28 protein-coding genes are annotated in these 26,179 nt (G+C 74.8%); 13 read left to right on the top strand and 15 right to left on the bottom strand.

Annotation, left to right across the window (positions count from 1 at the left end; genetic code table 11):
* The 6 genes from hypA to ACME2J_RS01915 all read left to right on the top strand — a co-directional run bounded on the left by hypA (position 1) and on the right by ACME2J_RS01915 (position 5,543).
* Positions 1–360 (top strand): hydrogenase maturation nickel metallochaperone HypA, encoded by a 360-nt coding sequence (hypA, locus tag ACME2J_RS01940; RefSeq protein ID WP_495543176.1) that lies wholly within the window; start codon positions 1–3, stop codon positions 358–360.
* Complete coding sequence (gene hypB / locus ACME2J_RS01935) at positions 348–1,031, top strand: hydrogenase nickel incorporation protein HypB (RefSeq protein WP_495543175.1); 684 nt, start codon at positions 348–350, stop codon at positions 1,029–1,031. Before hypA ends, hypB begins: the two co-directional genes overlap by 13 nt.
* Positions 989–2,239: an SIS domain-containing protein gene (locus ACME2J_RS01930; protein WP_495543174.1), complete on the top strand. Its 1,251-nt coding sequence runs from the start codon at positions 989–991 to the stop codon at positions 2,237–2,239. Before hypB ends, ACME2J_RS01930 begins: the two co-directional genes overlap by 43 nt.
* On the top strand, positions 2,236–4,539 hold the full coding sequence (gene hypF, locus ACME2J_RS01925; protein ID WP_495543173.1) for a carbamoyltransferase HypF: 2,304 nt from the start codon (positions 2,236–2,238) through the stop codon (positions 4,537–4,539). Before ACME2J_RS01930 ends, hypF begins: the two co-directional genes overlap by 4 nt.
* A 112-nt stretch (positions 4,540–4,651) precedes the next feature.
* A complete protein-coding gene (locus ACME2J_RS01920) occupies positions 4,652–5,200 on the top strand; it encodes a flavodoxin domain-containing protein (protein ID WP_495543172.1) in 549 nt (182 codons plus the stop codon).
* Between the two features lie 55 nt (positions 5,201–5,255).
* Positions 5,256–5,543 (top strand): DUF2277 domain-containing protein, encoded by a 288-nt coding sequence (locus ACME2J_RS01915; protein ID WP_495543171.1) that lies wholly within the window; start codon positions 5,256–5,258, stop codon positions 5,541–5,543.
* Positions 5,544–5,547: 4 nt separating this feature from the next.
* Here the strand turns inward: ACME2J_RS01915 and ACME2J_RS01910 are convergent, their stop codons facing one another.
* The 3 genes from ACME2J_RS01910 to ACME2J_RS01900 all read right to left on the bottom strand — a co-directional run bounded on the left by ACME2J_RS01910 (position 5,548) and on the right by ACME2J_RS01900 (position 8,339).
* Positions 5,548–6,504 carry an acyl-CoA desaturase gene (locus ACME2J_RS01910; RefSeq protein WP_495543170.1) on the bottom strand — a complete coding sequence of 319 codons (957 nt, stop codon included), beginning with the start codon at positions 6,502–6,504 and terminating at the stop codon, positions 5,548–5,550.
* Positions 6,505–6,579: 75 nt separating this feature from the next.
* Positions 6,580–7,257 (bottom strand): response regulator, encoded by a 678-nt coding sequence (locus tag ACME2J_RS01905; RefSeq protein ID WP_495543169.1) that lies wholly within the window; start codon positions 7,255–7,257, stop codon positions 6,580–6,582.
* Positions 7,245–8,339 carry a sensor histidine kinase gene (locus ACME2J_RS01900; protein WP_495543168.1) on the bottom strand — a complete coding sequence of 365 codons (1,095 nt, stop codon included), beginning with the start codon at positions 8,337–8,339 and terminating at the stop codon, positions 7,245–7,247. The genes ACME2J_RS01905 and ACME2J_RS01900 overlap by 13 nt, the downstream gene beginning before the upstream one ends.
* 66 nt (positions 8,340–8,405) lie before the next feature.
* On the opposite strand from ACME2J_RS01900, the gene ACME2J_RS01895 reads away from it, so the two are divergent.
* Positions 8,406–8,921 carry a methyltransferase family protein gene (locus ACME2J_RS01895; protein WP_495543167.1) on the top strand — a complete coding sequence of 172 codons (516 nt, stop codon included), beginning with the start codon at positions 8,406–8,408 and terminating at the stop codon, positions 8,919–8,921.
* A 3-nt stretch (positions 8,922–8,924) separates the two neighbouring features.
* Here the strand turns inward: ACME2J_RS01895 and ACME2J_RS01890 are convergent, their stop codons facing one another.
* The 4 genes from ACME2J_RS01890 to ACME2J_RS01875 form a co-directional block, all read right to left on the bottom strand.
* On the bottom strand, positions 8,925–9,569 hold the full coding sequence (locus ACME2J_RS01890) for a lysophospholipid acyltransferase family protein (protein WP_495543166.1): 645 nt from the start codon (positions 9,567–9,569) through the stop codon (positions 8,925–8,927).
* Between the two features lie 59 nt (positions 9,570–9,628).
* Complete coding sequence (locus ACME2J_RS01885) at positions 9,629–11,038, bottom strand: calcium-binding protein (RefSeq protein ID WP_495543165.1); 1,410 nt, start codon at positions 11,036–11,038, stop codon at positions 9,629–9,631.
* 138 nt (positions 11,039–11,176) lie between these two features.
* Positions 11,177–12,172, bottom strand: coding sequence for a TIGR03617 family F420-dependent LLM class oxidoreductase (locus ACME2J_RS01880; protein ID WP_495543164.1), 996 nt, complete (start codon positions 12,170–12,172; stop codon positions 11,177–11,179).
* 7 nt (positions 12,173–12,179) lie between these two features.
* A complete protein-coding gene (locus ACME2J_RS01875; RefSeq protein ID WP_495543163.1) occupies positions 12,180–12,806 on the bottom strand; it encodes a hypothetical protein in 627 nt (208 codons plus the stop codon).
* Positions 12,807–12,905: 99 nt separating this feature from the next.
* Here ACME2J_RS01875 and ACME2J_RS01870 point away from each other — a divergent pair, with 99 nt between their 5' ends.
* Positions 12,906–14,354: a calcium-binding protein gene (locus ACME2J_RS01870; RefSeq protein ID WP_495543162.1), complete on the top strand. Its 1,449-nt coding sequence runs from the start codon at positions 12,906–12,908 to the stop codon at positions 14,352–14,354.
* A 39-nt stretch (positions 14,355–14,393) separates the two neighbouring features.
* Here the strand turns inward: ACME2J_RS01870 and ACME2J_RS01865 are convergent, their stop codons facing one another.
* The 8 genes from ACME2J_RS01865 to ACME2J_RS01830 all read right to left on the bottom strand — a co-directional run bounded on the left by ACME2J_RS01865 (position 14,394) and on the right by ACME2J_RS01830 (position 18,758).
* Positions 14,394–15,407 carry an alpha/beta fold hydrolase gene (locus ACME2J_RS01865; RefSeq protein WP_495543161.1) on the bottom strand — a complete coding sequence of 338 codons (1,014 nt, stop codon included), beginning with the start codon at positions 15,405–15,407 and terminating at the stop codon, positions 14,394–14,396.
* Positions 15,408–15,459: 52 nt separating this feature from the next.
* Entirely contained in the window at positions 15,460–15,885 is a 426-nt protein-coding gene (locus ACME2J_RS01860) for an SRPBCC family protein (RefSeq protein ID WP_495543160.1), read from the bottom strand.
* Positions 15,886–16,014: 129 nt separating this feature from the next.
* On the bottom strand, positions 16,015–16,671 hold the full coding sequence (locus tag ACME2J_RS01855; RefSeq protein ID WP_495543159.1) for a glutathione S-transferase family protein: 657 nt from the start codon (positions 16,669–16,671) through the stop codon (positions 16,015–16,017).
* Positions 16,672–16,695: 24 nt separating this feature from the next.
* Positions 16,696–16,992, bottom strand: a complete 297-nt coding sequence (locus ACME2J_RS01850; RefSeq protein WP_495543158.1) for a YciI family protein — start codon at positions 16,990–16,992, stop codon at positions 16,696–16,698.
* Between the two features lie 11 nt (positions 16,993–17,003).
* Positions 17,004–17,507 (bottom strand): hypothetical protein, encoded by a 504-nt coding sequence (locus ACME2J_RS01845; RefSeq protein WP_495543157.1) that lies wholly within the window; start codon positions 17,505–17,507, stop codon positions 17,004–17,006.
* A complete protein-coding gene (locus tag ACME2J_RS01840) occupies positions 17,504–17,665 on the bottom strand; it encodes a hypothetical protein (RefSeq protein ID WP_495543156.1) in 162 nt (53 codons plus the stop codon). The genes ACME2J_RS01845 and ACME2J_RS01840 overlap by 4 nt, the downstream gene beginning before the upstream one ends.
* Positions 17,666–17,727: 62 nt before the next feature.
* On the bottom strand, positions 17,728–18,018 hold the full coding sequence (locus ACME2J_RS01835; protein ID WP_495543155.1) for a ribosomal protein L7/L12: 291 nt from the start codon (positions 18,016–18,018) through the stop codon (positions 17,728–17,730).
* Complete coding sequence (locus ACME2J_RS01830; protein WP_495543154.1) at positions 18,018–18,758, bottom strand: MerR family transcriptional regulator; 741 nt, start codon at positions 18,756–18,758, stop codon at positions 18,018–18,020. The genes ACME2J_RS01835 and ACME2J_RS01830 overlap by 1 nt, the downstream gene beginning before the upstream one ends.
* Before the next feature lie 52 nt (positions 18,759–18,810).
* On the opposite strand from ACME2J_RS01830, the gene ACME2J_RS01825 reads away from it, so the two are divergent.
* The 5 genes from ACME2J_RS01825 (at position 18,811) to ACME2J_RS01805 (ending at position 26,125) form a co-directional block, all read left to right on the top strand.
* A complete protein-coding gene (locus tag ACME2J_RS01825) occupies positions 18,811–20,727 on the top strand; it encodes a hypothetical protein (protein WP_495543153.1) in 1,917 nt (638 codons plus the stop codon).
* A gap of 87 nt (positions 20,728–20,814) precedes the next feature.
* Positions 20,815–22,059 carry an aminopeptidase gene (locus ACME2J_RS01820; protein ID WP_495543152.1) on the top strand — a complete coding sequence of 415 codons (1,245 nt, stop codon included), beginning with the start codon at positions 20,815–20,817 and terminating at the stop codon, positions 22,057–22,059.
* Positions 22,056–22,709, top strand: a complete 654-nt coding sequence (locus tag ACME2J_RS01815; RefSeq protein WP_495543151.1) for a class I SAM-dependent methyltransferase — start codon at positions 22,056–22,058, stop codon at positions 22,707–22,709. The genes ACME2J_RS01820 and ACME2J_RS01815 overlap by 4 nt, the downstream gene beginning before the upstream one ends.
* A gap of 14 nt (positions 22,710–22,723) precedes the next feature.
* The gene (locus ACME2J_RS01810; protein ID WP_495543150.1) at positions 22,724–24,334 is read left to right on the top strand and encodes a peptide chain release factor 3; all 1,611 of its coding nucleotides are present in this window, start codon (positions 22,724–22,726) and stop codon (positions 24,332–24,334) included.
* 72 nt (positions 24,335–24,406) lie between these two features.
* Positions 24,407–26,125: a ribonuclease J gene (locus tag ACME2J_RS01805; RefSeq protein ID WP_495543149.1), complete on the top strand. Its 1,719-nt coding sequence runs from the start codon at positions 24,407–24,409 to the stop codon at positions 26,123–26,125.
* The last annotated feature ends 54 nt before the right edge of the window (positions 26,126–26,179 follow it).

The raw sequence follows: 26,179 nt of genomic DNA, 5'->3' as shown, positions 1-26,179 counted from the left end.
ATGCACGAGCTGAGCATCGCGAGCGCCGTCGCGGCGACCGCGGAGCGCCACGCGCGCGGGCGCCGGGTGCTGCGCGTCGACGTGCGGGTCGGGCACCTGCGCCAGGTCGTCGTCGAGTCGCTGCGCTTCTCCTTCGACCTCGTCGCGCGGGGCACCCTCTGCGAGGGGGCCGCGCTGCACGTCGAGGTCGTCCCCGCCAGGCTGCGCTGCCGCGGCTGCGGGAACGAGTGGGTCGCCGCGGTCCCGGCGTTCCGCTGCCCGTCCTGCGTCACGGGTGTCGTCGAGGTGCGCAGCGGGGAGGAGCTCGAGGTGGAGTCGATCGAGATCGAGGAGGAAGAGGAGCCGGCATGCACCGCGTGAAGGTGAAGGTCGTCGAGGACGCCCTCGATGCCAACAACACGATCGCCCGGGCCAACCGGGACGACTTCGACCGGCACGGCGTCACCGTCGTCAACCTCATGAGCGCCCCGGGGTCGGGGAAGACGTCGCTCCTCGAGCGCATCCTCGCCGACGGGCTCGGCGACCTCCGCCCCGGCGTCCTCGAGGGGGACGTCCAGGGGAGCCTCGACGCGGATCGGCTCGCGCACCTCCACGTGCCGGTGACCCAGCTCAACACCGACGAGGGCTTCGGCGGGGAGTGCCACCTCGACGCGAACATGGTGCGGTCGGCGATCCCGTCGCTCCCGCTCGCCGACATCGACCTCCTCATCGTCGAGAACGTCGGCAACCTCGTCTGCCCGGCCGAGTTCCGGATCGGGGAGGACGCCCGCATCATGGTCTCCTCGGTCGCGGAGGGCGCCGACAAGCCGCTCAAGTACCCGCTCATGTTCCGGGCGTGCGAGCTCGTCATCCTCAACAAGATCGATCTCCTCCCGCACGTCGACTTCGACGTCGAGGCGTTCCGTCACCACGTCGAGTCCGTCCACCCCGGTGCGACGGTGCTCGAGACGAGCGCGCGGACCGGGGAGGGCGTCGCGGAGGTCGGGGCATGGCTCGCCCGGCTGCCGGAGCGCACCGCGCTGCCGACGTGAGCGCAGCGCCGAGCGGCGCCGACGCCCCCACGCGGGAGTTCCTCGCCGCGCGCACGGACGCGGCCGAGCGCACCTTCCCGCCGCAGGCCGACCGCCTCGCGCGGCTGTGCCACGCGATGGCCGAGCGCTTCGCGCGCGGGGGGAGGCTCGTGAGCCTCGGCGCGAGCGACGTCGACCGCACCGACGTCGCGCACATCGTGGTCGAGTTCGTCCACCCGGTCATCGTCGGCAAGCGGGCTCTCCCCGCCCTCGCGACCGTGCCGCGCGACGCGCCGCTCCTCGTCGGCCCGGACGACATCCTCGTCGCCTTCGGCCCGGCGGATGCCGCCGACGTCCGCGAGGCCGTCGCCGGGGCGCGGGAGACGGGCGCGCTCACCCTCGCGTTCACCGGGCTCGGGGCCGAGCACGAGATCGAGGTCGCGACGGACGACCCGCTCGTCGCCCAGGAGATCACCGAGACCGCGTACCACGTGCTCTGGGAGCTCGTCCACGTCTTCTTCGAGCATCGCGGGCTGCTCGAGGGCCGGGACCGCGGCTCCGCGCACGACTCGGGGGCCTCGAGCTTCCTCTACCCGTTCCTCGGCGAGCGGGAGACCGACCTCGACGGCGTCCTGCGCGACGTCGCCGCGACGGTCGTCGCGAAGGCGCGCGAAGCCGACGGGCTGCGCGGGCAGACGGTGACCGACGGCGCGGGCGTGCTCGCGGAGGCCGCCGCGGCGGCGCGTGCGTCGTTCGACGCCGGCGGCCGGCTCCTCGCGCTCGGCAACGGCGGGTCGGCGACCGACGCCATGGACCTCGTCGCGGACCTCCTCGATCCGCCCGTCCTGCCGGCGGGCCCGCCTCTGCTCAGGCGCCCTGCGATCGACCTGACGGCGCAGTCGGCCGTCCTCACCGCGCTCGCGAACGACGTCGGCGTCGAGCCGATCTTCCAGCGTCAGGTCATCGCGGACGGCCGCGCGGGCGACGTCCTCGTCGCGCTCTCGACGAGCGGCGGGTCGGAGAACGTCCTCTCGGCGCTCCGCGCCGCGCGGACGGCGGGGCTCGTGACGGTCGCCTTCGTCGGCTACGACGGCGGCCGGATCGCCGCGGAGGGGCTCGCGGACCACGTCGTCGTCACGCGCTCGGAGCACGTCCCGCGGATCCAGGAGGCGCAGGCCTCCGCGCTGCACCGCCTGCGGATCCTCGTGGAGGAGGTGGGGCCGGCGTGAGCGCGGCCGAGGCACCGGAGGACGCGGGACCGGCGCGGCGGGTCGCGCTGCGGATCGACGGCGTCGTCCAGGGCGTCGGGTTCCGCCCGTTCGTCTTCCGCCTCGCCGAGGAGCACGGGCTGGCCGGCCACGTGCTCAACGACAGCCGCGGCGTCCTCTGCGAGGCCGAGGGGCCGGCGGACGTCGTGGAGACGTTCGTCGAGGAGCTGGCGACGCGCGCGCCGCCGCTCGCGCACGTCGAGGAGGTCCGGGTGCAGGAGCGCCCGCCGACCGGCGAGGAGGGCTTCGCGATCGTCGCGAGCGACAGGGTCGGCTCGCCCGACGCGCTCGTGAGCGCGGACAGCGCGACGTGCGAGGAGTGCCTGGCGGAGCTGCGCGACCCGGCCGATCGCCGCCACCGCTATCCGTTCATCAACTGCACGAACTGCGGGCCGCGCTTCACGATCGTGCGGGCGGTCCCCTACGACCGGCCGCTCACGACGATGGCCGGGTTCGAGATGTGCGACAGCTGCCGGGCCGAGTACGACGACCCTCGCGACCGCCGCTTCCATGCGCAGCCCAACGCGTGTCCCGAGTGCGGCCCGCGGGCGCGGCTCGTCGGCGCGCAGGAGGACGGCGATGCGGTCGCCGCCGCGGCGCGGCTGCTCCGCGACGGGGCGATCGTCGCCGTGAAGGGGCTCGGCGGCTACCACCTCGCGTGCCGCGCCGACGCGGAGGACGCCGTCGCCGCGCTGCGCTCCCGCAAGCGTCGTGAGGAGCGGCCGTTCGCGCTCATGGTCGAGGACCTCGCCGCCGCGCGGCGGCTCGTCGTGCTCGCCGAGGCCGAGGAGCGGCTCCTCGGCTCGCCGGTCCGCCCGATCGTCCTCGCGCCCCGCCGCGACGGCGCGGAGGAGCGCGTCGCCCCGTCGGTCGCGCCGCGTGCCCCCGACCTCGGCGTCCTCCTCCCGTACTCGCCGCTGCACCACCTCCTCCTCGACGACGCGGGGCTGCCGCTCGTCATGACGAGCGGCAACGTCTCGGACGAGCCGATCGCCCACGAGGACGACGACGCCGCCCGGCGGCTGAAGGGCATCGCCGACGCCCTCCTCGTCCACGACCGTCCCATCCACATGCGCACCGACGACTCGGTCGTGCGCAGCCGCAGAGGCGCGCCGGTCCTCCTGCGGCGCTCGCGCGGGCACGTGCCCGACGGCCTCACGCTGCCCGTCCCCGCCACCCGGGACGTCCTCGGCGTCGGCGCGGAGCTGAAGAGCACGTTCACCGTCGCGCGGGGCACGCGCGCCTGGGTCTCGCACCACATCGGCGACCTCTCGAACGTCGAGACGCTCGCGTCCTTCACCTCGGGCATCGCGCACTTCGAGCGGCTGTTCGCGGTCCGCCCGCGGATCGTCGCCCACGACCTCCACCCCGACTACCTCTCCACCCGCGAGGCCCTCGCCCTCGCCGATGTCGAGGCGATCGCGGTCCAGCACCACCACGCTCACCTCGCGGCGTGCCTCGCCGAGCACGGCGAGACGGGGCCCGCGGTGGGGGCGATCTACGACGGGACGGGGCTGGGGACCGACGAGACGGTGTGGGGCGGCGAGATCCTCGTGGGCGGGCTCGTCGCGTTCACGCGGATGGGCTCGCTCACGCCGGTCCGCCTGCCCGGCGGCGACCGGGCGGTGCAGGAGCCGTGGCGGATGGCCTGCGCCTGGCTCGCCGCTGCCGCGGAGGACGACGCCGACGTCCCCCGGCCCGCCGCGCTCGCCGACGCCGTCGAGGAGCCCGCCTGGCGCAACGTCCTGCGGCTCGCGCGCTCCGGCGTCGCCGCGCCGGTGACGACGAGCATGGGCCGCCTCTTCGACGCGGTCGCCGCCCTCTGCGGCCTGCGCACGCACGTCACCTACGAGGGTCAGGCGGCCGCGGAGCTGGAGGGGCTCGCGACGCGCGCCGGGCCGTCGGGCGCCTACGAGCTCCCGGTCACCGAGGACGGGACGCTCGACGCCCGGCCGCTCGTCCGCCGCGTCGAGGCGGACGTCGCGGACGGGGAGCCGGTCGCGGTGGTCGCGGCGCGGACGCACGCGGGGATCGCCGCGGCGACGGCGGAGGCCTGCGCGCGGGCCGCGAGCGACGCCGGGACCGATCGCGTCGTCCTCGCGGGCGGCGTCTTCCAGAACCGCCTCCTCCTCGACCTCGCCGTCGAGGCGCTCGAGGGGGCCGGGCTGCGCCCTCTCGTCCCCGAGCGCCTGCCGCCCAACGACGGGGCGATCAGCTTCGGTCAGGCGGCGGTCGCGGCGGCGCGGACGGCTGCGACGTGAGGCTCGAGGCGCGGGCACGTGGCGCGCTGTTGGGGGGCGACCGCAGAGCGCCCCAGGGTGCCGCCGGGATTTCCCGGATGCCGCCGGCGCGTCGCTGCGCGAGGATGTGCCCATGAGCGAGACGCCGCACGTCCTCGTCGTCTACAGCAGTCGCCACGGCGCGACCGCGGGCGTCGCCGAGCGGATCGCGGGTCGTCTGCGCGCCGCGGGCGAGCACGTCGACCTCCGGCACGTCGACGACGCCGGCGCGGTGCTCGGCGACTGCGACGCGGTCGTCATGGGCCACCCGGTCTACGACCAGCGCTGGCCGCCGGAGGCCGAGGAGTTCGTCCGCGACCGGGCGGAGGCGCTCGCCTCGCGGCCGCTCTGGCTCTTCAGCGTCGGCTCGTTCGGCGACACCGCCCACGTCCTCGGGCGACTCGCGACGAAGGAGCCGGCCGACATCGAGGAGGTCCGCGCGAGGATCCGGCCGCGGCAGTACCGCGTCTTCGCCGGCGTCGTCGACGGACGTCACTGGCCGCGGCTCGCGCGGATCTTCTTCCGGCTCGCGCGCTTCCGCTTCGGCGACAACCGGGACTGGCCCGAGATCGAGCGGTGGGCCGACGAGATCGCGACGGCGATGCGCGACCCCACCGCGGCGCCGGTGTCGGGCCGCGCCTGAGGTGCGTCGCGGCGCGCCCTCGCGCGGCGCGTCGGGCCTCGGCTACGCTCGGGGCATGTGCCGCAACATCCGGACGCTCCACAACTTCGAGCCGCCGGCGACGGAGGACGAGATCCGCGCGGCCGCGCTCCAGTACGTGCGCAAGCTGAGCGGGACGACGCAGCCGTCGCAGGCGAACGCCGACGTCTTCGAGCGGGCGGTCGACGAGGTCGCCGAGGCGTCGAGGCGCCTCCTCGACGGCCTCGTGACGAGCGCGCCGCCGAAGGACCGCGAGACCGAGGCCGCGAAGGCCCGCGAGCGCAGTGCGCGGCGGTTCGGCGGAGCCGCGGCGACCGCGGGCTGACCGCTCAGCGCCGCTTCGCCTCGAGCCGCGCCGCGCTCGGGCGCTTCACGTCCCACGCGAGGCCGGTCTTCTCGAGCGCCCGGATGACCAGGGCGGAGACGTCCACCTCACGGCGGCGCAGGCCGTGGAAGGCCGACGTCGGGAACGCGTGGTGGTTGTTGTGCCAGGACTCGCCGAAGGAGAGCAGCGAGAGCCACGACACGTTGCCGGACATGTCGCCGGTCTCGTAGTCGCGCCGGCCGAAGACGTGGCAGATCGAGTTGATCGAGTACGTCACGTGGTGCATGAGGAACATCCGCACCGCGCCGCCCCAGAGGAGGCCGGTGAGCGCCGTCTCGAGCGAGCCTCCGAGGAGCCAGCCGAGCGCGAACGCGAGGCCCAGCCCGCCGAGCGCCCAGACGATGAACGTGCGGTGGACCCACGCCATGACGGGATCGGCCTGGAGGTCGGGGGCGTAGCGGTCGTGGGCGGCCCGCTGGTCGTGCTTGAAGATCCAGCCGATGTGGGCGTGCACGAGGCCCGAGAGGAGGCCGCGCAGGCCCTCGCCGTGACCGTGGGGCGAGTGCGGATCGCCCTCCGCATCGGAGAAGGCGTGGTGCTTGCGGTGGTCGGCGACCCACGAGATGACGGGGCCCTCGATCGCCATCGATCCGAGGATGCCGAAGGTCCGGCGGACGCCGGGCGTCGTCTCGAAGCTGCGGTGCGTGAACAGGCGGTGGAAGCCGACCGTGATCCCGAGCACCGTGAGCGAGTACATGATCGCGAGGACGACGAGGTCGCTCGGATGCAGCAGCGAGTTCCAGAGCTGCCACCCCGCGATGCCGAGGCCGGCGATCGGCGCGGCCGTGACGACCGCGGTGATGATGCGGTCGCGCGTCTCGTGCTCGCAGTGCTGGACGTCCCCGGGGTCCGGCTCGTCGATCGAGCTGGAGGCAGGCGGGACGGGAAGCGTCGCGGACACGCCTCGAATCCTCGACGACCGAGCGCCCGATGGCAGTGGGGGGCGCCACCGAGCATGGTGGGGTCTACCCCCGGATCAGAGTGGTGACGCGCCATTCTGCGTCACGCCGCGCAGCCACGCGAGGACCGCGAGCACGCGGCGGTGCCCGTCCTCGGCGGAGGCGAGGTCGAGCTTCGAGAAGATGCTCGTCACGTGCTTCTCGATCGCGCCCGGCGTGACGACGAGCTCGCGCGCGATCGCCGCGTTCGACCGCCCCTCCGCCATGAGCGCGAGGACGTCGCGCTCACGGGGCGTCAGCACGGCCAGCCGTCCCTCCGCCGTCGACTCGGACGGGCGCACGAGGCGGGCGACGACCTCGCGGTCCAGGGCCGTCCCGCCCTCGGCGACGCGGTGGACCGCGTCGAGGAACTCGGCGACCTCGCCGACGCGCTCCTTGAGCAGGTAGCCGACGCCCGCCTCCCCGGCGGCCAGGAGGTCGGACGTGTAGACCTCCTCGACGGCCTGCGAGACGACGAGCACCCCCAGCTCCGGCCAGCGCCTGCGGGCCTCGATCGCGGCGCGCACGCCCTCGTCCGTGAACGTCGGCGGGAGCCGGACGTCGACGATCGCGAGGTCGGGGCGGTGGCCGGCGATGACGCGGAGCAGTCCCTCCGCGTCCTCGACCTGCGCGACGACGTCGATGTCGTGCTCGCGGAGGAGCGCGACGAGGCCTTCGCGGAGGAGGACGTGGTCCTCGGCGATCACGACGCGCACGGCAGCTCCGCGCGGATCGTCGTGCCGCGCTCCCCGGTCTCGACCGCGAGCGCGCCGTCGATCGCCTCGACGCGCGACCGGAGGCCGAGGAGGCCGGGGCCCGTGGGGTCGGCGCCTCCGGGCCCGTCGTCCGCGATCTCGAGGGTGAGCGTGCCGTCGGCCGCGACGACGGTCACCGTCGCGTGCGCGTGCGGCGCGTGCTTCGCGACGTTCGTGAGGGCCTCGGCGACGACGAAGTAGGCGGCCCGCTCGAGCAGCGGCGAGAGGCGCTCGGGCACGTCGGCGCGCACGGTGACGGGGACCGCCGCCCGGGTCGCGAGCGCCTCCACGGCGGCGGCGAGACCGCGCTCGATGAGGAGCGGCGGCGCGAGACCGCGGGCGAGGTCTCGGAGCTCCGCGATCGCCTCGCCCGCCTCCGCCCGGGCGGCGCGGACGAGGTCGCGAGCTGCCGGGTCGCCCGCGAGGCGCTGCTCGGCCCGGCCGAGCTGGAGGCTGAGCGCGACGAGCCGCGCCTGCGCGCCGTCGTGCAGGTCGCGCTCGAGGCGGCGCAGCTCGGAGGCCTCGACGTCGAGCGCGCCGCGGCGCGTCCGCACGAGCTCGTCGACGCGGGCCGAGAGGGCCTCCTCGCTGGGCCGGGGCGGGAGGCGGTCGGCGAAGGCGAGGAGCGCGTGGATCGCGAACGCGGTCCCGAGCCCGACGAGCACCCAGGCGAGCCAGTCGCCCTGGTCGGTGCGGAGCCAGACGACGGCGAGGAAGGCGGCGGCGACGAACGCGAGGACGGCGTGGACGGTCGCCCAGCGCGCCGGGCCGGCCGGGACCCGCCACGTGAGCCGCAGGAGCGCCGCGGTCGCGACGGGCGCACCCGCTCCGAGCCACACCCACGAGGGCCAGTAGCTCCCGGCGCCGGCGAGCCACCACACCGCGGTGGTGACGAGGCCGGCGACGAGCCAGGCCGCCGCGCTCGTCGTGATGAGCGACGCGATGGTCGCGTCGCGGATCGCGGTGAGGCGGACGCGACGCCGGCGCATGCGCGCGCGCGGCGGCGGAGGCGGCCCGGCGAGCTCTCCGGTGGCGCTCGACATCGTCCCCCGATCCTAGCCCGCCGTCGATGGGACCCTCGCGCGCCGGGGCTCGTACGATGCCCTGCGATGGCCGCCGTCCTCCCGGTCCGCGCCGCTGCGATCGGCAGCGCGGCGTTCTTCCTCGTCGGGCCGGGCCTCGAGGCGGGCCTCGGGCCCTACCTGCTCACGGGCGGGTGGGAACGCGGCGACGACCTTCCCGTCCAGCCCGTCGCGACGGCGCTGGGCGTCGCGCTCGTCGCCGCCGGGCTCGCCGTCGTCGTCGCGGCGTTCGTCCGCTTCGCGCGGGAGGGGCGCGGCACGCCGACGCCGGCGGCGCCGACCGGACGGCTCGTCGTCCACGGCCCGTACCGCCACGTCCGCAACCCGATGTACGTCGCGACCGCGGCGGTCATCGTCGGCGAGGGGCTCGTCCTCGCCCGCCCGGTCCTCTTCGCGGCGGCCGCCGCCTACGTCGCGACGCTCGTCGTCGTCACCCGGCGGTGGGAGGAGCCGGGGCTGCGGCGGCGGTTCGGCCCCGCCTTCGACGAGTACCGCGCGGCGGTCCCGGCGTGGTGGCCGCGCCTGCGGCCCTGGCGCGGCTGAGGCTCAGGCGGGGACGCGCCGCCCGGCGCGGCCGGCGACGACGCGGGGCGCGCGCTCACGCAGCTCGGTGAGGAGCCGGCCGGCGAACTCTCCGGGGCTCTCGCCCGACTGGAGGCCGCCGCCGGCGGGCTCGAAGAAGTCGACGGTGACGCGCGGTCGACGCGGGGGGCGGGGGAGGTCGACCGTTCCCGTGACCGTCGCGCAGACGACCCGCGCCTCGGGGACCTCCTGGGCGAGCCGGCCGATGCCGCTGCGCGCGCGCAGCTCGCGACCGAGCGAGCGCGTCCCCTCGGGGAAGACGCCGATGCACGCCCCGGCCTGCAGCTCCTCGATCGCGCGCCGGAGAGCCGCGAGGTCGCCGGCGCCGCGGTCGATCGGGATCTGGCCCATGCGGTCGAGCATCGGGCCCATGCCCGGCTTCCACAGCGACGACTTCGCGAGCGCGCGGATCTGCCGGTGCGGCAGGCCGGCGATCCCGATGGCGAGCGGGTCCCAGTAGCTGTCGTGGTTGGCGGCGACGAGCAGCGGGCCGTCGGTGAGGAGGTCGCGGCCGCTCACCTCGAGGCGGCCCCAGAGCCGGACCCACGGGGAGGCGGCGGCGAGCGTCGCGCGGTAGGTCTTCGGGATCCGCTCGGGCGTCGCGTGCATCGGCGGGCATCTTGCCACCGCGGCGGCCGGCGCGCGAACCCGCGCCGGCCGCGACGCCGTCACTTCTTGCGCGAGCGTGCGGCCTCCGCGTAGCGGCTCACCACGCGCTCGCAGCGCTTCGTCCTCGGACGCTTGCGCCCGATGTAGACCGTGTCCTTGCCGGACCCGCAGTCGATCGTCATGCGCCCGGAGCCGAACGCGTAGACGATGTCGTTCCCGGACCCCGCCTTCACGGTGTTGCGGCCCTTGCCGCGCAGCCGGATCTCGTCGTCGCCGGACCTGCCGTGGATGATGTTGCGACGGGCGCCGCCCTGGAGGTAGTCGTCGCCGCGGCCGCCGTCGATGCGGTTCTTGCCGCGGCCGCCGTAGATCGTGTCGTTGCCGTCGCCGCCCTTGAGACGGTCGTAGGAGCGCTTGCCGCGCTCGGCGGGGAGGCGGTCGCCCCAGATGACGTCGTCACCGGCGCCGGCGCTGATGCGGTCGGGGCCGTGGCCGCCGAGGAGGTTGTCGTCCTTGTCCGAGCCGGTGATGCGCTGGCCCCTCGTCTCGTGCGCGAGGCGCTTCACGCCGGCGTTCGGGTCCTTCACGACGGGTGCCGCGATGACCTGCTCGCAGTTCCGGATCGCGCCGCGCCGCAGCGCCTGGGCGTTGGAGACCCCGCCGGAGGCCCGGTAGGGGTTGATGACGATCGTGTCGTTGCCGGCGCCGCAGTCGACGCTCTTCACGGCAGTTCCGTTGTTGACGTAGACGATGTCGTCGCCGTTCCCGGCGTCGATGACGTCGGGCCCGGAGTCGGCGTAGATGACGTCGTTGCCATCGCCGCCGTGGACCTCATCACCGCCGGAGCCCGCGTGGATGAGGTCGTCGCCGGCGCCGCCGCGGACGTCGTCGGGCGCCGCGCCGCCGAAGAGCGCGTCGTTCCCGTCGCCGCCGCGGAGCGTGTCGTGGCCGAAGCCCCCGTAGAGCCAGTCATTGCCCCAGGCGCCGCTGAGGCGGTCGTCGCCGCTGCCGCCCTCGAGCACGTCGTCGCCGCTCTTGCCGTAGAGGCGATCCGGGCCGGTGCCGCCGAGGAGGTGGTCGTTCCCGGTGGCGCCGACGAGCTTGTCCTTGCCCTCGAGGCCGCGGAGCGTCATGCCCTTCGAGGTCCGGACCCGGAGCTTGTCGGACCCGGGGACCCCGAGGCGCGTGCCCCCGCGAGGCTTCTCGGGGGCGGTGAGGGCGGGGAAGGGCGGCAGGACCGGGACGGAGACCGGGTGCGACGTGACGGGGAGGCCGGGGACCTCGGGAAGGCTCTGGAGCGTCGGCTGGACGTTGTCGGTCACCTGGAGGACCTGCTGATGGACGCCCGGGATGCTCACGTTGCGCAGCAGGTCGAGCGCGTGTGCGGACGGGGCCGCGGCGGCGAGTCCTGCGGCGGCGAGGAGCGCGGCTCGGCGGGCGGAGCGGGGGGGAACGCGAAGGAGCGGCATACCCAGGCCGTCGGCAGGCCCGGCGAGACGCTGAGCTTCCCCCCGCCCGACCCTGGACGTTCGTCCCACTCGCCGTCCACGAAACCGCCGAACCGGATTCCTGCGGCGCCAGGGCGCCGCAGGAATCCGGTTCGGCGGTCAGGGGGTGCGCAGTGCCGCGGCGATCCGGGACCAGGAATCGAGGTCCGGGCGCTCGCCGACGAAGGCGACGCGGTCGGCGACGTCGCCCACCCTCGCGCGGATCTCGTCCGCGACGCCGGTCGGGTCCGTCCCGCGGACGGCGAAGAGCGCGAGGACGTCGTCGTCGACGAGGTCGGTCATCTGCGCCCAGTCACCGGACCGCGAGAGCGCGTGGAGACGCTCGAAGAGGTCCGAGAGCCCGTGGTGGTCGAGGACGTGCCGGTACGCCGGCGTCGATCCGTAGAACGCGACGCGCCGGCGGGTCGCCTCCCACTCGTCGTCGGAGGTCGCCACGAAGAGCCCGGCGGTCACCTCGACGTCCTCGCGGCCGCGTCCCGAGCGCTCGAGGCCGCGCTCGAGGGCCGGGATCGTGATGGCGCGCAGCGTCTCCGGTGTCTGGAACGCGTGACCGAGGAGCCCGTCGGCCACCTCGCCGCAGACCTCGAGCATGCGCTCGCGCACCGCGGCGAGGAGGACGGGTGGCGGGCCGGCGTCGAGAGGGGCCGGCCGGAAGTTCGGCGGCATGAGCGTGTGCGACGTGAACTCGCCCTCGAACCGCAGCTCGGTCCCCTCCTGCCAGGCGGCGAAGATCGCGCGCAAGGCGAGGACGTGCTCGCGCATCCGCGCGGCCGGGCGCTCCCAGGCCGCGCCGAAGCGCCGCTCGACGTGCGCGCGGACCTGGGAGCCGAGCCCGAGCGCGAAGCGCCCTGTGCTCAAGGCCTGGAGGTCCCACGCCGTGTAGGCGACGTCCATCGGGCTTCGCGGCAGCGCGAGCGCGATCGCCGTCGCGACGCGGACCTCGCGCGTCGCCGTCGCGGCGAGCGTCGCCGCGACGAAGGGGCTGCCCGTCGACTCGGTGAGGCCGACGCCGTCGAAGCCGAGGCGCTCGACCTCGGCGGCGGCCGCCGCGACCTCCGTGACGGGGAGCGCCCGCAGGGTGAGATCGACGTGCACGGCGGGGTCAGCCGTACTCGCGCCGCAGCGCTCGCCGGACCTGCGCGCGAACGAGGCTCGGCGCCCGGCGGCGCGAGCCCTCGAGCGCGTCGCGCAGCGCGGCGCGCGCCTCCTCGCCGTGGAGCGCCGGACCGTGGCCGAGGAGGAGGTGCTCGACCTCCCCGGTGAAGCGCCGCAGCGCCGTCGGCGGCACGAGTCGGCGCATGGGGTGGACGCCCGCGGTCTCCCCCGGAGCGGCGAAGAGCGGCGCGGCGACGATCGCCTCGGGCACCACGAGGACGCGCTCGGCGGGGAACCAGAGGGCGTCCTCCTTCCACACGGGGAGGTGCCAGAGGGGGACGACCTCGAACGGGACGCTCGGGTCGTGGCCGAGCGGCACGACGTGGAGCGGGACGCCGAGCTCGTCGGCGACCCGCGCGCAGTCGCGCGGGTGCCGGTCGAGGAGCTGCAGGACGGCGCGCGGCTCGCCGAGCCCGCGGATCCAGTCGAGGAGCCCCTCGCCGTGCGGCGGGTCGATCACCCAGACGCCGCCTCCCGAGAGGACCGCGTGCCCGGCGCGCTGCATCCACGCCGGTCGCGGGTGGATCCAGCTCATCGTCACCTCGGAGGGCGCGCTCAGCGTGATCTCGTCCACGGCGCGAGACGCTACCTCACCGCCGACGGGCGACCGGCGGAGCGCCAAGTCGAAGGAAGCGCGACCGCATCGACGTTCCTCCCCTACGGTTCGCAGGTCATGGGTCGAAATTTCCCCCGCGCGACGGTCGCGCTTCTCACCCTCCTCGCGGTCGCGGGGGGCATCACCTTCAGCGGCGTCCCGAGCGCGGTCGCCAAGTCGATCACCGGCGACAACCTCGCGGACACGCTGAGGGGGACGTCCGGCGATGACGTGATCCGCGGTCGGGGCTCCCGGGACGAGCTCCACGGGCGCGGCGGCGACGATCTGCTGTCCGGCGGCTCGGCGGCCGACAAGCTCTACGGCGGCGACGGCGACGACGATCTCGACGGCGGCTCGGGCAACGACCGGCTCGAAGGCGGCCCCGGGGACGACGAGCTCTACGGCTACACCGGCAACGACGTCCTCGAGGGCGGGCCGGGCAACGACGAGCTCGACGGCTTCGACGGCGACGACATCCTCCGAGGCGGCGAGGGCAACGACTTCCTCGGCGAGTCCCGCTTCGGCGACGACAAGCTCCTCGACGGCGGCTCCGGCGACGACGTCCTCATCGGGCTCGCGGGCAAGGACCGCGACATGCGCGGCGGCGAGGGCAACGACCTCCTCATGGGCGGGACGGGCAACGACGGGCTCGACGGCGGCCCTGGCAACGACGTCCTCTTCCCCGGCTCGGGGCAGTTCAAGGGCCGCCCGGCCGACGGCGGTCCGGGGAACGACATCATCGTCGACGAGGGCTCCGGCACGATCCGGGGCGGCGACGGCGACGACCGTCTCTGGTCGGCGGAGGACCGGCTCTCCACGACGATGGAGGCCGGGCCCGGCGACGACGTCCTCTACGTCGGCGAGTCACTCGTGAAGGCCGACTGCGGGGCGGGGAACGACACCGTCCTCCTCAGCCCGGCGGCGATGCGTCAGGGCACGCGGATGATTCCGCGTTTCCTCGGCTGCGAGACGTTCCTTCCGGCTCCCGGCGACGTGAAGATCCCTCAGCTCAGCGACTTCAAGGAGCTCTGGGTCGCGGTCGGCGTGCCGTGGAACGACGTCACCGTCGACAAGGCGATCGCCTACGAGGATCTCCCGAACTGCCAGCTCGAGAAGAAGAAGTGCCCGGGTCGCCGCGCGAGCGAGCGCATCATCGGGACCAACGGGGCGAACACGCTCCGCGGCCGCGGCGGCGACGACTTCCTCGAGGGCGCGGGCGGCGACGACAAGCTCTACGGCGGCTCGGGCAGCGACTCGATCTTCGGCCGCAAGGGGGACGACCGCCTCGTCGGCGGCGACGGCGACGACGAGATCGAGGGCGGCCGCGGGAAGGACACGATCTACGGCGGCCGCGGCGACGACCAGATCAACGGCGGCTTCGACCGCGACCGCATCTTCGCCGGACCCGGCGACGACACGATCCGCGCCGTCGGCGGGGGCCGCGACGTCATCGACTGCGGTCCCGGCCGCGACCGCATCGAGAAGGACTCGCGCGACCGCGTGAAGAACTGCGAGATCATCCTGTAGGCCGGGCGCGACGCCGCCCGGCCCTGCGGCGCCCGCGGCCTAGGCGGGCGCCGCCGCCGCGTCGGCGACGAGCGCGCGCAGCGCGCCGGTCACGTCGTCGGCGCGCTCGACCGGCCCCATGTGGCCGCCCGGGAGGACGAGGAGCTCGCGGCAGTCGGGCAGCTCGCGCGCGAGCCGCTCGGCGTGCTCGGGCGGCGTGAGCTTGTCGTCGCGGCCCGCGATGACCACGGTCGGGACGCGGAGCCTCTCGACGGCGGCGTGGAGGTCGAGCCGGGTGAGCGCCTTCCCGACGGCCCCGCGGACGTCCGGGCGGCAGTCGATGACGATGTCCTCGCAGAACCCCACCTGCGCCGGGGAGGCCGACGGCGACAGCGCGACGTAGCGGACGGCGCGGTGCGCGAGCGGCGTCGACCCCTTCGGGAGCGGGGCCGGGGCGCTGAGGATCGCCTGGCCGACGAGCTGCTCGAGCTTCTCGACGGGGGTCTTCACCGGGAGGACGAGCGCCTTCTGGATGAGGTCGCCCATGCCCGTGTTGACGAGCGCGGCCGCGCTCACCCGGTCCCCGATCTCCCCCGCGTGGAGGCCGGCGAACGACACGATGCTCATGCCCCCGAGCGAGTGGCCGGCGACGACGGCGCGCTCACCCTCGGGGACGCACGCCTCGAGCACGGCGGCGAGGTCGTGACCGAAGCGCTCGACGCGGTAGTCGCCCACCGCCCGGCCGCTGCGGCCGTGCCCGCGCTGGTCGTAGGCGATGACGCGATGGTCGCGCGAGAGGTCGTGGATCTGCCGCGTCCAGAAGCGGATCTGGCACGTCCAGCCGTGGGCGAGGACGATCGCCGGGCCGTCGGCGGGCCCGAACTCCTCGACGTGGATCTCGGTCCCGTCGCCGCTCGTCACCGTCCGCGAGCGGCCGCGGAGAGGGCGCTGCAGGAGCGCGTGCTCCGGGTCGGCCTCGATCGCGCGCTGATCGCGGCGGCGCTGCAGCTCCCACGCACCGGCCCCGGCGAGGGCGGTCGTGGCGGCGGCGAGTGCGGTGTGTCGGCGTCCCATGGGACGACGGTACACCGCGCCACCGCGAAGTTACAAGAGCGTAGGAATACGCTCAGGCGAGCTGGTCGATCTTCGCGAGGCCCTTGCCCACGTCGCGCTTCAGGGCCTTCGCGACGACGACGTCGAGCCCCGGGACGACCGCCCCGAACGCGATCTCGTAGCGGAGGTGCGAGCCGCCGCCGTCGCGCGAGGAGAACTCCATGCGGCCGATGTGACCGCGGAGGGGGCTGCCCTTCGTGATCCGGTACTCGATGAGCTCGTTCGGGACGACCTTCATGTTCGTCTCCTCGAACGCCGGGAGGGGCCCGATCTTCAGGGCGCGCACGGATCCCTCGCCGTTGCGCGTCCCGTCGGTGCCGTCCTTCACGCGGGTCACCTTCGCGGGGAAGAGGTGGTTGAGGTTCTCGTGCTCGGCGAGGAACGCGAAGACGCGCTCGACCGGAAGGGCGAAGTCCTGCTCCATGACGATCCGCTGCATGCCGCGCAACCTATCCGGTCTCTGCGTCCGGACGCCGTGAGGCGCGACCGGCGTCGCGACGGCGACCCCCGCGAGATGCAGGATCGTGACCCTGGGGGTGACGATCCTGCATCTCGCGGGGCGGACGGGCTACTCGGCCCGGTGGACCGGCTCGCCCTTCGCGTCGACGGCCTCCGCGGAGGGACGCTCGCGCAGCGCCGCGAACCACGCCGAGGCGGCGGGGAGGGCGTCGATGCGGTCGACGAGGTGCGGCGTCCACTGGGGGACGCGGACGGCGAGGGCGATCGCGCTGAGGTCGGCGTAGGTGAAGGTCTCGCCGCAGACGTACGGGCCGCCGCGCTCGGCGAGCGTCGGCTCGAACTTCTCGAGGCGCCGCAGGAACTTCTCGTGGAGCTGCTCGGTGATGTCCTCGGGGTCGCCGGGGTCCTTGCCGAACGCGAGCTTGCGCATCCCGAGGAAGTAGTTGCCGGTGAGGTGGTCGTCGATCCACTTCGACCACGCGCGGGCCCACGCGCGCTCGGTCGGGTCGGCGGGCCACAGCGGCGGCTCGGGGTAGGTCTCCTCGATCCACTCGCAGATGACCGACGACTCGAAGATGGGGCCGTTCTCGGTCTCGAGGATCGGGACGCGCCCGATCGGCGAGAGGTCCTTGATCTCGGGCGGGCGCTTCGCCGGGTGGATCTCGTGGAGCGTCATCTCGACGCCCTTCTCGGCGAACGCGGCGCGGGCCTTGCCGGCGAACGGCGAGGTCTGGAAGGTCCACAGGCGCGGCAGGGTCGTGGTCATGCCGACGATCGTATGCGAGCGCGGTCAGCCGTCGCGCGACACCGACACCGTCCACGGCTCGATGCGCCAGGAGGTGACGACCTGCGCGCCCATGTACGGGTCGCCGTTCACCCACGCCTCGACCTCGGGGCGGCCGCAGCGGAAGACGAACAGGGCGCCGTGCACGGGATCGCCGAGAGCGCCGCCGTAGAGCATCTGCCCGTGGGCGACGGCCTCGCGCGCGTGCATGAGGTGATCCTCGCGGAAGGGCTTGCGACGCTCGAGGACGTCGTGGGAGTACTCGTAGATGAGGGCGTGCAGGACGGGCGGGTCGTCGGCCATGGGCCCTGACGCTACCCGGCCTCGGGGAGGAGCTGCTGCGGCAGCGGCGAGCCGATCGCCCGCGCCGCGTCGGCCAGCTCGGCGTGCGGGACGAGCGGCACGTCGAGCCGCGCGGCGATCGTCTCGACCGCGGCCCGGCGCTCGGGTTCGTTGCGCGGGGGATGGGAGAGCAGCTCGATGCGGGCGTGCTCGGCCCGGAGGCCGTCGCGGTGCGCCTCGAGGCGCCCCCAGAGCGAGACGACGCCCTCGACCCACAGCCACTCGCCGTAGTAGCCCTGCGCCCCGGGCCGGTGGTAGGCGTACACGCCGCACTGGCAGTCCGGGTGCGGCGAGTCGTGCGACCCGGCGACCCAGCCCTCGCCGAGGAGGATCCGCTTGTAGGCCGGCCAGCACGTCGCGTGCATGACGCGGCCCTCCCAGGTGCAGGGGATGAAGGGGGAGAGGAGGCGCTCGCCGACGATGCGCCAGGCCCGGTAGCCGACGACCGCCTCGGCGAGGTCGGGGGCGGCGCTCACGCCGTGGCGGGCTCGCGGGGCTCTCGGGCGGGCTCGGCCGGGCCGGGCTCCCGCGGCGCGGGCGGGTCGGCGGCGGGACGCTCGCGCGGGGCCGGCCCGCGCTCCGGCGCGCGGAGCGGCTCGACGACGATCGTGCGGGAGGGTCCATCGAGCGACACGGTCCTTCGATGGTAGCCGCCGCCCGGGCCCGGCCCGCCGGGGGCGATGCGGTGTGGGCGCGTCAGAGCCAGGGGTTCTCGCGCGCGTACCGCTCGACGGCCTCCTTCGCCTCCTTGAGGCCGGCGCCGGTGCGCTCGCGGTAGGCCTTGATCGCCTCGATCTTCTTGCCGTCGCGGAGGGCGTCCACGGCCGCGGGCGGGAAGCCGTCGTCGGGCGAGGACGCCGCCGCGCCGGGGCGGAGGTCGAGCTCGCGGTAGAGGTCGTCGACGAGGCGCTCGAGTCGCCGGACGTCGGCGGTGAGCCGGCGGATCCGCTCGTCGTCGGGCGCGGCTGCGCGGCGGCGGCCGAACATCAGCGCCGGCCGTCCTTCCCGAGCTTCTCGACGACCCGCTCGGCGGCGCGGTCGACGGCGACCGTCATCGCCGGCTCGAACATGCCGAGAAGGGCCTCGCCCGCCATCGGGCGCAGGCGCTCGACGGCGTCGCGGACGCGCGGCCAGTCCTCGGGCGGCATCCCCTCGTCCTGGAAGGGCTTCCACACCTCGTCGAGGAAGAGGTCGACGAAGAGCTTCGCGATCGCGCGCCCGTGCCGGTCGAGCTTCTCGAGGAGGTCGAGGGCGACGTCCGGCGCGATCCCGAGGGCGCGGGCCTCCGCGGCGGCCGCGAGGAGCCGCGGGCTCATCTCGTAGCGCCCGTCGCCGACCGGCCGCACGACGCCCAGCTTCTCCGCGCGCGCGACCTGCTCGGCGTCGACGTCGACGCCGATGAGCGCGGCGACCTCGTCCGCGGTGACGATCTGCGCGCCGCCGGTCTCGAACGGCGTCGCGAGCGCGCGGCGGAAGCCGGCGAACTCCTCGCCGCCCGTCCCGACGAGCTTCGCGATCGCGGCGAGGTTGAGGCCGTCCGCCTGCAGCTCGCGGATGAGCTTGAGCCGCTCGACGTGCGCCGCGCCGTAGTAGCCGGTGCGCCCGCGGACGACCGGCCCCGGGACGAGGCCGCGCGACTGGTGCGCGCGGATGTTGCGGACGGTCATGCCCGTCTCGGCGGCGAGCTCCTCGATCGTGAGGTCGGCGGAGTCCGTGACGTCGCTCACAGGGCGAGGCTAGCAGCGCCTCATGTGACATAGATCGATGTAACATCAGCTCATGTCACTGCTTCAGACGACGCTGGCCGCCGCCGAGCCGGCCGGGGGAGCGGCCCTCGGCGAGGTGGCGATCGCCACCGGCGGCGCGACCGTCGCGACCCTCGCGCTCGGCGGCCTCGGCCTCGCCCACCGCCGCGGCCGCACGCAGGTCCTCGCCCGCGTCGCCGGCTTCGCGGAGAGGGTCGGCGGGCTGCCCGGCTGGGCCGCGCTTCCGGCGGGCCTCTCCGGCGGCGCCCTGCTCGTCGCGCTCCTCGGCATGTACTGGGACATCGCGCTCCACATCGACGACGGGCGCGACGCGGGGCCGCTCGCGAACCCCGCCCACTACCTCATCCTCGCGGGGCTCTTCGGCATCTTCGCCGCCGGCTTCCTCGCGATCGTCCTCGCTCCGCAGGGGCGGCGGCCGAGCCCCGCCGCCGTCCGCATCTCGCGCGGCTGGCACGCACCCCTCGGCGGCGTCCTCATCGTCGCCTGCGCGGCGTTCTCGCTCGTCGGCTTCCCGCTCGACGACGTCTGGCACAGGCTCTTCGGGCAGGACGTCACCCTCTGGGGCCCGACGCACCTCATGCTCATCGGCGGCGCCGGCATGACGCTCGTGGGCATGGGCGTCCTCCTCGTCGAGGGCATGCGCGCGGCCGAGCGGGAGGGCGACGGCGCGGCACCCCGCGGCCTCGCCGCCGCGGCGATGCGCCTCCGGCTCCTCGGCATCTCGGGCGGCTTCCTCATCGGCCTCTCGACGTTCCAGGCCGAGTTCGACTTCGGCGTCCCGCAGTTCGCCCTCATCCTCCAGCCCGCCCTCATCACCGTGGCGGCGACCGTCGCGCTCGTGAGCGCCCGCGTGTTCCTCGGGCCGGGGGCGGCGCTCGGCGCCGTCGCGTTCTTCCTCGCCGTCCGCGGCGGCCTCGCCGTCGTCGTGGGCCCGGTGCTCGGGGAGACGACGCCGCACTTCCCGATCTACCTCGCCTCCGCGCTTCTCGTCGAGGGGATCGCGCTCCTCGCCGTCACCCGGCGGGACCCGCGGCGGCTCGGCGCGATCGCGGGCGCCGCGGTCGGCACGGTCGGGCTCCTCGCCGAGCACGGCTGGACGCAGGTGTGGATGCCGATCCCGTGGCCGGGGGAGATGCTCCCCGAGGCGCTCGCGGTCGGTCTCGTCACCGGCGTCGCCGGCGGTCTGCTCGGCGCGTGGGTGGGCACGGCGCTGCGGGCGCCGCGTGACCGCGTCCTCGGGCGCCCCGTGCGCGGCATCGCCCCTGCGACCGCCACGTGGCCGCGCCGGCTCGCGCTCCCGTCCCTCGCCGCCGTCGCGATCGCGGCCGTCGTCGCCTCCGGCCTCGCGACGAGCGCCCCCGCGGACGTGCGCGCCGACGTGCGCCTCACGGACGTGGCCGGCGGGGAGGGCCGTCACGTCGCCGCCGAGATCAGCGTCTCGCCGGCCGCCGCTGTGCAGGACGCGCGGTGGCTCACCGTCACCGCCTGGCAGGGCGGCGACGAGCTCGTCGTCGACCACCTCGAGGAGGTGCGCCCCGGCGTCTACCGCACGACGGAGCCGATCCCCGTCCACGGCGAGTGGAAGGCGATCCTCCGCTACCACGGCGCCGGCGAGCTCGCGAGCGTGCCGATCTTCCTCCCGCTCGACGAGGCGATCCCGGCGCCCGAGGTCCCGGCGGCCTCGACCTTCTCCCGGCCTTTCGTCTCCGACAAGGAGGTCCTCCAGCGCGAGGCGAAGCCGGATGTCGCGGGCTGGCTCGTCGGCGCCGGGTACGCGGTCGTCCTCGCGATCGCGGCCGCGCTGCTCCTCACGCTCGCGTGGGGCCTCGCCCGGCTCGCCGCCCCGCCCGGCCGCACGCCTCGCGGCCCGCGCGACCGCTCGCCGCGCGCGGGCGAGCGCATCGACGACGGCGCGCTCACCCCGGCCTGATCCGCCACCCCGCCTGACGTTCCTCACGCTCGGCGTGAGGAACGTCAGGGCGGTCGCGTGGAGGTGGCGGTCGATACGGTGGAGGACATGAGCACCGACGCCTCCGCCGCGGCCGCCTCGACCCGCTGGGCGCCCGACCCGGCGCTGCTCGAGCGGTTCGCCGACCTCGTCGTCGGCTTCGGGGCGAACGTGCAGCCGGGCCAGATCGTCGGCATCGGCTCGGAGATCGGGAAGGAGGAGCTCACGCGGGCGCTCGCCGCGAGCGCGTACCGCCACGGCGCGAAGTTCGTCGACGTCACGTACTTCGACCTCCACGTGAAGCGCGCCCGCATCCTCCACGCCGACGAGGAGACCCTCGGCTTCGTGCCCGACTGGTACGGCGAGCGCATCCTCGCCCTCGGCGAGGCGCGCGCCGCCCGCATCGGGCTCACGGGGCCCGTCGCGCCCGGCCTCCTCGACGACCTCGATCCCGCGAGGGTCGGGCGCGACCCGCTCCCGTTCATCAAGGAGTCGGGCCAGGTCGTCAACGAGCGCACGACGAACTGGACCGCCACCCCCTGCCCGTCGCGGCCGTGGGCGCAGCTCGTCCACCCCGACCTCGACCCCGACGAGGCCCACGCGCGCCTGTGGGAGCAGATCGCCCACGTCTGCCGCCTCGACGCCGACGACCCCGTCGCCGCGTGGAAGGAGCGCGCGGACGTCCTCGTCTCCACCGCATCGCGGATGAGCGACGCGCGGTTCGACTCCCTCCACTTCGAGGGCCCCGGCACGGACCTCACGGTCGGCCTGCTGCCGACCTCGACGTGGATGGCGGCCCGCTTCGAGACCGTCGACGGGATCGTCCACATGCCGAACCTCCCGAGCGAGGAGATCTTCACGGCGCCGGATCCCGCGCGGGTCGAGGGCGTCGTGCGCTCGACGAAGCCGCTCGTCGTCGGCGGGGCCATCATCCGCGGCCTCGAGGTCGAGTTCCGCGACGGGAAGGCGGTGCGCATCGACGCCGACGAGGGCGCCGACGTGCTGCGCGGCTACGCGGAGCGCGACGAGGGCGCGAGCCGCCTCGGCGAGGTCGCGCTCGTCGACGGCGACGGCCGCATCGGCGCGCTCGACACCGTCTTCTTCGACACGCTCCTCGACGAGAACGCGGCGAGCCACATCGCGATCGGCTCGGCGTACCGCTTCACCGCCGGCGAGGAGGACCACGACCGCCTCAACGAGTCGCAGATCCACATCGACTTCATGATCGGCGGCCCCGGCGTCGACGTCCACGCGACGCCGCGCGGGGGAGGCGACCGCGTCCCGGTCCTCGTCGACGGGCGCTGGAAGGTGTGAGCGCGCGCCGCGCCGACCCGGCCGCGGTCGAGATCTGGGACGCCCACGCCGGGCGCTACGCCCGGCAGGAGCCGCTCGAGGCCGCTGCCGTCGCGGCCCTCGTGCGCCTCGCCGACCCCGGCCCGCGGGACGTCGTCGTCGACGTCGGGACGGGGACGGGCGTCGTGCCCGCCGCCCTCGCCGCGCTCGACGGGTCGCGGCGCCCCTCGCACGTCCTCGCGCTCGACCGCTCGGAGCGGATGCTCGCCTGCGTCCCCCCGCTCCCCGACGGCTACGAGGTCGAGCGTGCGGAGGCGACCGCGCTGCCGGTGCGCACCGGCTCGGCCGACATCGTCACGTGCGCCTACGTCCTCCAGCTCCTCGACCCGGCCGCACGCGCCGCCGCGCTCGCCGAGGTGCGGCGGGCGCTCGTGCCCGGAGGCCGCGCCGTCGTCTGCACGCCGTGGTCGCCGCGCGCACCGGTCCGCCGCGTGCTCGACGCGCTCGCCCGCGCGCACTCCGGGCGGCTCGGAGGGCTCCGCACGCTCGACCCCGAGCCGGACCTCCACGCCGCGGGCCTCGTCCCGCGACGCCGGGCCCTCGTGCGCCGGGGGTATCCGAGCGTCGTCGTCGAGGCGGTGGCGGAGGACCCCGCGGCGTCCATCGCGTAGCCTCGAAGGCGCGCATGTCCACGCCGACGACCACTTCGACGGCCGCGGTCCGCGAGGCCGCGCGCCGCCGCACCTTCGCGATCATCTCCCACCCCGACGCGGGCAAGACGACGCTCACCGAGAAGCTCCTCCTCTACGGCGGGGCGCTCCGGCAGGCCGGCCAGGTCCAGGCGCGCGGCGGTCGCAAGGCGGCGGTGTCGGACTGGATGGAGATGGAGAAGACCCGCGGCATCTCCGTCACCTCGACCGCGCTGCGCTTCGAGCACGCGGGGACGGTCCTCAACCTCCTCGACACCCCCGGGCACCGCGACTTCAGCGAGGACACGCTCCGCGTCCTCGCCGCCGCCGACAGCGTCGTCGTCCTGCTCGACGCGGCGCGCGGCGTGCAGGAGCAGACCCGCATGCTCTTCGACGTCGCGCGAGCGCGCCGGCTCCCGATGTTCACCTTCGTCAACAAGTTCGACCGGCCCGGCATGGAGCCGCTCGAGATGCTCGACCACATCGAGACCGAGCTCGGCATCACCCCCAGCGCGCTCACGTGGCCGGTCGGGATGGGGCAGGAGTTCGCGGGCATCATCGACCGCTCGGCGGACCGCTTCCTGCGCCTCGACCGCACGCCTCGAGGCGCCCACGAGGTCCCGGAGATCGAGGTCGACCCGGCGACCGCCGCCGAGGAGGAGGGCGAGGCCTGGGCGACCGCGACCGACGAGCTCGAGCTCCTCGAGGGGGCGGGCGCGGCGTTCGACGCCGACGCCTTCCTCTCCGGCGACCTCACGCCCGTCCTCTTCGGGTCGGCGATGTGGAACTTCGGCGTGCGCCAGCTCCTGGAGGCGGTCGTCGGCCGGGCCCCGGCGCCCTCGCCGCGGGCGGACCTCGACGGCGCGCCCGTCCCGCTGGACGGCCCGATGAGCGCGCAGGTCTTCAAGGTCCAGGCGAACACCGACCCCCGCCACCGCGACCGTCTCGCGTTCCTGCGCATCTGCGCGGGCACGTTCGAGCGCGGGATGAAGGTGACGAACCTGCGCAGCGGCCGGCCGCTGCAGCTCAACTTCGCCCACGACGTCTTCGGGCGCGAGCGCGACCAGCTCGACGAGGCGTTCCCCGGGGACGTCATCGGCATCTCCGGCGCGCAGGACGTCCGCGTCGGCGACACGCTGAGCGCCCAGACCGCCGGGACGCCGCTGCCGCCGATCCCGACGCTCGTCCCCGCGCGCTTCGTCACCGCGCGCCCGGTCGACACCGGCAAGCACAAGCAGTTCCGCCGTGGTCTCGACCAGCTCGACGAGGAGGGCGTCGTCCACCTCCTCTCGCGGCGCGGGGACCCCTCGCCGAGCCCCGTCCTCGGGGCGGTCGGCGACCTCCAGTTCGAGGTCTTCGCCCACCGCATGGACGCCGAGTTCGGCTCGCCCGTCCGCCTCGAGCCGCTCGATCTCACGGTCGCGCGGCGCGTCGACGCCGCCGGCGCGGACGCCGTCGTCGACTCGGGCCTGGGGTCGGTCCTCGAGCGCGGTGACGGCACCCTCCTCGCCGCCTTCCCGACGACGTTCCGCCTCGAGCGCTTCGCGCGGGAGCACCCCGACGTGCGCCTCGACAGCGTGCTCGCCGGCGACGTGCCGACGACGTGACGAGGGTCGCGCCGCCGTCGCCGTATCCTCCGAGCACGTGATTTCCATGAACTTCTCGCGCCGAGGCCCCGCATGAGCGGCCGCCGGCGCCGCCGGGGCGGCCAGCGCCCCCGCACCGGAGCCCCCGCCGACGGCCTCCGCGTCCTCCCGCTCGGCGGGCTCGGCGAGATCGGCAAGAACATGACGGTCGTCGAGCACGGCGGCCGCATCCTCGTCGTCGACGCGGGCGTCCGCTTCCCGACCGCCGAGATGCACGGGATCGACCTCGTCCTCCCGGACTTCTCCTACCTGCGCGAGCGCGCCGACAAGATCGACGCGTTCGTCATCACCCACGGCCACGAGGACCACCTCGGGGCGCTCCCGTGGATCCTGCGCGAGCTCGGCCTCGACGAGCCGCCGCCCGTGTACGGCCGCCGGCTCACGATGGCGATGGCGCAGTCGAAGCTCGACGAGCACAAGCTGAAGAACGTCGCCTGTCGCACGCTCGAGGGTCGTGACACCGCGACCGCCGGCCCGTTCGAGATCGAGCTCGTCCACATGACGCACTCGATCCCCGACGCGGCCGGAGCGCTCATCACGACCCCGACGGGGCCGATCTTCTTCTCCGGCGACTACCGCTTCGACCAGACCCCGGTCGACGGCCGGCCGGCCGACTTCGCCCGGCTCGTCGAGATCGGCGAGGCGGGGCTCCTCCTCCTCTGCGGCGACTCGACGAACGCCGACCGCCACGGGTACGCGCCGTCGGAGTCCGAGATCGGCCCGGCTCTCCACGCCGTCCTCTCCCGCTGCGAGGGGCGCATCATCGTCACGAGCTTCGCCTCGAACATCCACCGCGTCCAGCAGGTCATCAGCACCGCGGAGCGGCTCGACCGCCACGTCTGCCTCCTCGGACGGAGCATGGTGAAGAACGTGAAGATCGGCCGCTCGCTCGGGCTCGTCGACGCCTCGCCGTCGACGATCATCGAGCCGAAGGAGGTCGAGCAGCTCCCCGACGACCGCGTCATCATCATGACGACGGGCTCCCAGGGCGAGCCCCTGTCGGCCCTCACGCGGATGTCCGCCCAGGAGCACCGGCAGATCAGCCTCCGCCGGGGGGACACGGTCGTCTTCAGCGCGACGCCGATCCCCGGCAACGAGCGTGCGATCGAGGAGACGATCGACCGCCTCGTGCGGACGGGCTGCGACGTCATCACGGCGAAGGACGCGCCGATCCACACGAGCGGTCACGGCTACCGCGAGGAGATCAAGCTCCTCCTCAACCTCTGCAAGCCGCGGTACCTCATGCCGGTGCACGGGGACGCGAAGCGCCTCGAGCGCCACGCCGAGCTCGGCCGTGCGGTCGGCATCGCGGAGGACGACGTCTTCGTCGGTGAGAACGGGCTGCCGCTCGACATCGACGCCTCGGGCGCGCGCTTCGGCGACCGCGTCCAGGCGGGCATGGTGCTCGTCGACGGCGTCGAGCTCTCCGACCCGTCGTCCGCCGCGCTGCGCGACCGCTCCGACCTCTCGCGTGACGGCGTCATCTTCGTCGCCGTCACGGTCGCCGAGCAGGACGGCGAGACGCTCGCCCCGCCGGAGATCGTGCTCCGCGGCGTCCCGCTCACGGAGCCGGAGGACGACTTCGTCGAGGCGATGCGCGACGCGGTCGAGGACTCGCTCGACCGGGCCTTCGAGGAGGACGTCCACGAGATCGCGCAGCTCGAGGGGCTCCTCAAGGACGACCTCCAGGCCTTCGTCCACAAGCGCACGAAGCGCCGCCCGATGCTCCTGCCGGTCGTCGTGGAGGTCTGACCCCGCCGGGGCGGTGCCGAACCGGATTCCTCCGTTGGCATGGCCACGGAGGAA

The sequence above is a fragment of the Paraconexibacter sp. genome (assembly GCF_059438195.1).
Note: the sequence above shows the minus strand (reverse complement) of the source record. Positions and strands in the feature narration are given on the sequence as shown.

Coding starts and splice junctions, on each gene's coding strand:
- hypA (WP_495543176.1), top strand. CDS start 1: ATGCACGAGCTGAGCATCGCGAGCGCCGTCGCGGCGACCGCGGAGCGC.
- hypB (WP_495543175.1), top strand. CDS start 348: ATGCACCGCGTGAAGGTGAAGGTCGTCGAGGACGCCCTCGATGCCAAC.
- ACME2J_RS01930 (WP_495543174.1), top strand. CDS start 989: ATGGCTCGCCCGGCTGCCGGAGCGCACCGCGCTGCCGACGTGAGCGCA.
- ACME2J_RS01920 (WP_495543172.1), top strand. CDS start 4,652: ATGAGCGAGACGCCGCACGTCCTCGTCGTCTACAGCAGTCGCCACGGC.
- ACME2J_RS01915 (WP_495543171.1), top strand. CDS start 5,256: ATGTGCCGCAACATCCGGACGCTCCACAACTTCGAGCCGCCGGCGACG.
- ACME2J_RS01900 (WP_495543168.1), bottom strand. CDS start 8,339: ATGTCGAGCGCCACCGGAGAGCTCGCCGGGCCGCCTCCGCCGCCGCGC.
- ACME2J_RS01895 (WP_495543167.1), top strand. CDS start 8,406: ATGGCCGCCGTCCTCCCGGTCCGCGCCGCTGCGATCGGCAGCGCGGCG.
- ACME2J_RS01890 (WP_495543166.1), bottom strand. CDS start 9,569: ATGCACGCGACGCCCGAGCGGATCCCGAAGACCTACCGCGCGACGCTC.
- ACME2J_RS01885 (WP_495543165.1), bottom strand. CDS start 11,038: ATGCCGCTCCTTCGCGTTCCCCCCCGCTCCGCCCGCCGAGCCGCGCTC.
- ACME2J_RS01870 (WP_495543162.1), top strand. CDS start 12,906: ATGGGTCGAAATTTCCCCCGCGCGACGGTCGCGCTTCTCACCCTCCTC.
- ACME2J_RS01865 (WP_495543161.1), bottom strand. CDS start 15,407: ATGGGACGCCGACACACCGCACTCGCCGCCGCCACGACCGCCCTCGCC.
- ACME2J_RS01860 (WP_495543160.1), bottom strand. CDS start 15,885: ATGCAGCGGATCGTCATGGAGCAGGACTTCGCCCTTCCGGTCGAGCGC.
- ACME2J_RS01855 (WP_495543159.1), bottom strand. CDS start 16,671: ATGACCACGACCCTGCCGCGCCTGTGGACCTTCCAGACCTCGCCGTTC.
- ACME2J_RS01850 (WP_495543158.1), bottom strand. CDS start 16,992: ATGGCCGACGACCCGCCCGTCCTGCACGCCCTCATCTACGAGTACTCC.
- ACME2J_RS01835 (WP_495543155.1), bottom strand. CDS start 18,018: ATGTTCGGCCGCCGCCGCGCAGCCGCGCCCGACGACGAGCGGATCCGC.
- ACME2J_RS01825 (WP_495543153.1), top strand. CDS start 18,811: ATGTCACTGCTTCAGACGACGCTGGCCGCCGCCGAGCCGGCCGGGGGA.
- ACME2J_RS01820 (WP_495543152.1), top strand. CDS start 20,815: ATGAGCACCGACGCCTCCGCCGCGGCCGCCTCGACCCGCTGGGCGCCC.
- ACME2J_RS01810 (WP_495543150.1), top strand. CDS start 22,724: ATGTCCACGCCGACGACCACTTCGACGGCCGCGGTCCGCGAGGCCGCG.
- ACME2J_RS01805 (WP_495543149.1), top strand. CDS start 24,407: ATGAGCGGCCGCCGGCGCCGCCGGGGCGGCCAGCGCCCCCGCACCGGA.